This is a genomic window from Alcanivorax sp. 1008 (assembly GCF_020667895.1).
GTDB lineage: Bacteria > Pseudomonadota > Gammaproteobacteria > Pseudomonadales > Alcanivoracaceae > PGZG01.
In genome coordinates this window covers 82,498-88,068 of the sequence record NZ_JAFMPS010000006.1, presented here as the reverse complement: position 1 = coordinate 88,068, position 5,571 = coordinate 82,498, and the positions used below count along the sequence as shown (strand labels likewise).

General features: G+C 59.9%; 1 protein-coding gene. It reads right to left on the bottom strand.

Annotated elements, in window-relative coordinates; translation table 11 throughout:
• Window positions 1–5,571 (bottom strand): hypothetical protein (locus J1C54_RS09125; protein ID WP_229146828.1); only part of this gene is annotated, 5,571 nt, incomplete at both ends.

Genomic DNA, 5,571 nt, shown 5'->3' with positions numbered 1-5,571 from the left:
GCGCGCCCACATTAGCGCTGGCCAACAGCTGCAGATTCGCCGCAATCACGTTAGTCAGTGCCGTACGACCATCAACAATGCTGCCGTCCTGCGCTTCAACCCGAACATTACCGGTTCCCGCATCCAGCAGACCCAGCGTGATATCGCCCACCGTCGACAGGTAACGGATATTGCCGCTACCGGTAGAGGTGCTCGACGCATCCGCGTTCATGGTGATCGCACCACCCGCTTCCACATCCAGATTGCCAGCCACGATTACGTCACCAGTGGCCGACTGGGTGATCAAACCACCCGCGATCAGGCTGGCGTTACCCGCCGTCGCCGTCACACCGTTGTTAATCGTCAGATCACCGGCCGCATCCAGCAGCAGGTCACCGCCCGTTGCCGTCACGGTATCGGTCACGGTCAGGCCATTGGCTACCGTCTCGATCTTCACGTGGTTGCCTGCCAGTACATTCGACAGGGCACCGACCGCCGTCGGCAGCGCAGTGCTGTCCAGACCAATGCGCGTGACATCGAAGTCCGCCACCGTGGTCAGGTTCAGGCCATCCGCTTCGCTGATATAGATGTTGCCCGTGGTGGCTACTGCCGCCAGCGTGTCCACATCCACATCCAGTGCATCCGCGCCAGGCGCGCCCACATTAGCGCTGGCCAACAGCTGCAGATTCGCCGCAATCACGTTAGTCAGTGCCGTACGACCATCAACAATGCTGCCGTCCTGCGCTTCAACCCGAACATTACCGGTTCCCGCATCCAGTAGACCCAGCGTGATATCGCCCACCGTCGACAGGTAACGGATATTGCCGCTACCGGTAGAGGTGCTCGACGCATCCGCGTTCATGGTGATTACGCCACCCGCTTCCACATCCAGATTGCCAGCCACACTCACATCACCGGCCGCTGCCTGGGTGATCGCGCCACCCGCGATCAGGCTGGCGTTGCCCGCCGTCGCCGTGACACCGTTGTTAATCGTCAGATCACCGGCCGCATCCAGCAGCAGGTCGCCCGCTGTCGCGGTCACGGCTTCGTCAACCTGAATCACGCCATCAGCCTCGATAAACAGGCCAACGGCCGCGGTCGCACCGGTCAGAGCAGCAACCGGATCCAGTACCGTCGAGCCATCCGGCGCATCGATATAGGGCACATCAAAGGTGGCTATGTCACCGATGATCACGCCGTTGTCGGCACTCAGGTAGGCACTGCCGGTGGTGCTGGAAAGCGCCAGAGTGCCGGCATCAATCTCAACCGCATCCAAACCGGTGCCGATGTCATTGCCGGCAACAAGCTGCAGATTAGTGGCTGAAGCATCAATGTCGGCGTCACCGCCATCAATGATGGCTCCGCCCGCTTGAATGCGCAGGCTGTCGGCACTGATACCGCCAAGGGTAATGTCACCACCAGCTTCAACACGACCGTTACCGACCGCCGTTGCCGTGGCGCCATCCGCCATGACGATGTTGTTTTCAGTGATCAGGCTGATGTCGCCATCCGCTGCCGCGCTGCCGTTCACCGTAAAGTCGATGTCGCCAACCGCACCGACTTGCTCGATATCAATCAGACCCGCGCCAACCACCGCTGCATCAATCAGGATGCCGCCGTCGTCGGTAAACAGGCCCAGGTTACCGGTAGTTGCTGTCGCTGCCTCGCTTACCGTCAGGTCGCCGGTTTCAGCCAGTACCACCAGAGTTTCCGCAGTCAGGCCGTCCGTGGTGTTAGCCAGCAGGTCTGTCACCGAACCGATGGTCAGGGCCTGGCTGTTGATAAAGGCCACGGTGCCATTGACGTTTCCAGCCACGGTATCAACCTGGTTCACGCCTTCGGTGATCAGGTTGAAATCGCCGGTACCTTCGAGCAGCAGCTCGGTAGCCACCAGACCGCCATGGGTCGGCAGGGTGTCAAAGTTCTGCTGCACACCAGCGCCGGCAATCAGGTGGATCAGGCGATCGTTGGCAGTCAGAACACCTTCGTTCAGTTCGATATCTGCAGCCGCGTCCAGCAGCACATTACCGGTCGCGGTCATGTCTGCATTCTGAACAATGCTGTTGGTGGTGATACTGATATCTCCGGTGTTAGCGGTCATCACGCCATCCACCGTAGTGGTACCAGTGCCCGCCGATTGGGTAATAGTGCCGGCGGTTACAGCTACCACGTCCACATCAGCAGCGCTGTTAATGGTCAGGGCGCTGAGCGGCGTCAAAGCACCCACATCAGACTGCAGGTCGATGTTGCCCGCACCCGCGGTCAGTGTCAGATCAAAGGCACCGTCCACCGTATCGGTAAAGGTAATGTCGCCATCGGCGGTGCTGCTATCCACAGACACATTGGTGGTCAGATCGACCGGGCCGTCGAACAGGGCATTGCCATTCTGGGCAATATAGTCCGCACCGTTCAGGTTGATCTGGTCCGCCACCACGTTGATGTCAGCCGCAGTCACGCTATCCAGGTCGGCAGTCGCTGCAGAGATCACAGCAAAGTTCGCCAGCGCAGCCGTCGCACCCGCAGCGGCCTGCAGATCAATGGCGCCCGCACCCGCGGTCAGCGTCAGATCAAAGGCACCGTCCACCGTATCGGTAAAGGTAATGTCGCCATCAGCGGTGCTGCTATCCACAGACACATTGGTGGTCAGATCGACCGGGCCGTCGAACAGGGCATTGCCATTCTCGGCAATATAATCCGCACCGTTCAGGTTGATCTGGTCCGCCACCACGTTGATGTCAGCTGCGGTCACGCTATCCAGGTCGGCAGTCGCTGCAGAGACAATCTCGAAGTTCGCCAGCGCAGCCGTCGCACCCGCAGCCGCCTGCAGATCAATCGCCCCCGCACCCGCGGTCAGCGTCAGATCAAAGGCACCGTCCACGGTATCGGTAAAGGTAATGTCGCCATCGGCGGTGCTGCTATCCACAGACACATTGGTGGTCAGATCGACCGGGCCGTCGAACAGGGCATTGCCATTCTCGGCAATATAGTCCGCACCGTTCAGGTTGATCTGGTCCGCCACCACGTTGATGTCAGCTGCGGTCACGCTGTCCAGGTCGGCAGTCGCTGCAGAGATCACAGCGAAGTTCGCCAGCGCAGCCGTCGCACCCGCAGCCGCCTGCAGATCAATCGCCCCCGCACCCGCGGTCAGCGTCAGATCAAAGGCACCGTCCACCGTATCGGTAAAGGTAATGTCGCCATCGGCGGTGCTGCTATCCACAGACACATTGGTGGTCAGATCAACCGGGCCGTCGAACAGGGCATTGCCATTCTCGGCAATATAATCCGCACCGTTCAGGTTGATCTGGTCCGCCACCACGTTGATGTCAGCTGCGGTCACGCTATCCAGGTCGGCAGTCGCTGCAGAGACAATCTCGAAGTTCGCCAGCGCAGCCGTCGCACCCGCAGCCGCCTGCAGATCAATCGCCCCCGCACCCGCGGTCAGCGTCAGATCAAAGGCACCGTCCACGGTATCGGTAAAGGTAATGTCGCCATCGGCGGTGCTGCTATCCACAGACACATTGGTGGTCAGATCGACCGGGCCGTCGAACAGGGCATTGCCATTCTCGGCAATATAGTCCGCACCGTTCAGGTTGATCTGGTCCGCCACCACGTTGATGTCAGCTGCGGTCACGCTGTCCAGGTCGGCAGTCGCTGCAGAGATCACAGCGAAGTTCGCCAGCGCAGCCGTCGCACCCGCAGCCGCCTGCAGATCAATCGCCCCCGCACCCGCGGTCAGCGTCAGATCAAAGGCACCGTCCACCGTATCGGTAAAGGTAATGTCGCCATCGGCGGTGCTGCTATCCACAGACACATTGGTGGTCAGATCGACCGGGCCGTCGAACAGGGCATTGCCATTCTGGGCAATATAGTCCGCACCGTTCAGGTTGATCTGGTCCGCCACCACGTTGATGTCAGCCGCAGTCACGCTATCCAGGTCGGCAGTCGCTGCAGAGACAATCTCGAAGTTAGCCAGCGCAGTGGTGCCACCTACAGCCGCCTGCAGGTCAACATTGCCGCCCCCTGCCGTCAAGGTCAGGCTCTGGGCATTGATCGCTTGGCCATCAATCAGACCGGTGAAGATGATGTTGCCACCACCAGCGCTGGTATCGACTTGGGAGTCCGCCGTCACGGTAACGGCATCATTGAATTCAATGTTGCCCGCCGTGGTGTTGACGTCCGCACCAAGATTGATTGCTGTGGTGCCATTGAGCTGCACCGTGCCACCGGCATCGATAGCGCCATTGATATTCAGCGATGCGACTTGCGCATCCAGAATCACAGTGCTGTTGGCATCTATGCTGCTGATGGTCAGATCCGAGGTGGACTCGGTGATGCTGACTGCACCAACTGGGTTGAGGTTGCTACCAATGGTGTAGCCGGTATCACCCGCCCCATCATCAAACAGGGTCACGTCGAGGGCATCCGTCACGTCGACCGTGGTCGCGGACACACCCAGGGCATCATTGCCGCCAATGTTGCCAGACGCCGTCAGGGTCAGCGCGCCGATATTGGTCAGGCCAATCGTGGTAACACCCGGTGCATTATCAATCGTCGAGCCAATCAGGGTGACATCGTCGGTATAGAAATCTGCGGCATCAGCCAGAATAGCGTTGCCGCTATTGTCGAGCTCAAGGTCGTCAGTGGTATTGGTGAGCACCTGCAGATCGGTGTTATCAAGATTGATCTGGCAGCCCGCTGCATTACCAAGGCACAGCGAACCCGGGCGACTGAAGATGAGGTCAAAGACACCCGCACCTACCGTCATGGAGCTACCCGCCAGGAAATCAAAGTCGGCACCAGTAACGGTGAGATTGCCGCCGGCGGTATCAATGGACCCGGTGGCAGCAAGGGTAAACAGCCCCGAACCTGTGGCGATGCCATCACTGTCAGCGTTAATCGTAATATCGCCACCTGCAGTACTTACCGCGCCGTCGACGCTCAGTCCTGCATCGGCAGTCAGACTGATAGTGCCCACACCGTCGGTTGTAACAGTGGTAAAGGTCGGCACACCTGCGCCAGTCTGGGTAAAGCTGATGTCAGCACCGGTGGTGGTCAGGCTGGTCACCGTCGTGGCTGCCGCAGAATCATTGGTGATATCGATGGCGCCTGAAGCCGTATCCGCCGCGATGTCTGTTGCCTGAAGATCGCTCAGGACAATACCAGCCTGTGCATTAAAGTCGGCCGAAACCGTGACAATCAGCGTGTTGCTGTCGGTGATGCCACCGGTGGTCGCCGTGGCGTCCAGGGAGCCAGTCACCGTGCCTTCCAGATTCAGGGCCGCATCATTGGTGATCGCGGTGTCGCCACCGGCGGTGATGATCACATTGCTGTCCGCTTCCAGCGTGTCCAGCGTAATGCCGGCCAGCGCCACGTCGTTCAGGGTCACGTCACCGGTCACGCTCAGCGCCCCGCTGTCGGTGATGCCACCGGTGGTCGCCGTGGCGTCCAGGGTGCCAGTCACTGTCCCTTCCAGATTCAGGGCCGCATCATTGGTGATCGCGGTGTCGCCACCGGCAGTGATGATCACATTGCTGTCCGCTTCCAGCGTGTCCAGCGTAATGCCGGCCAGCGCCACGTCGTTCAGGGTCACGT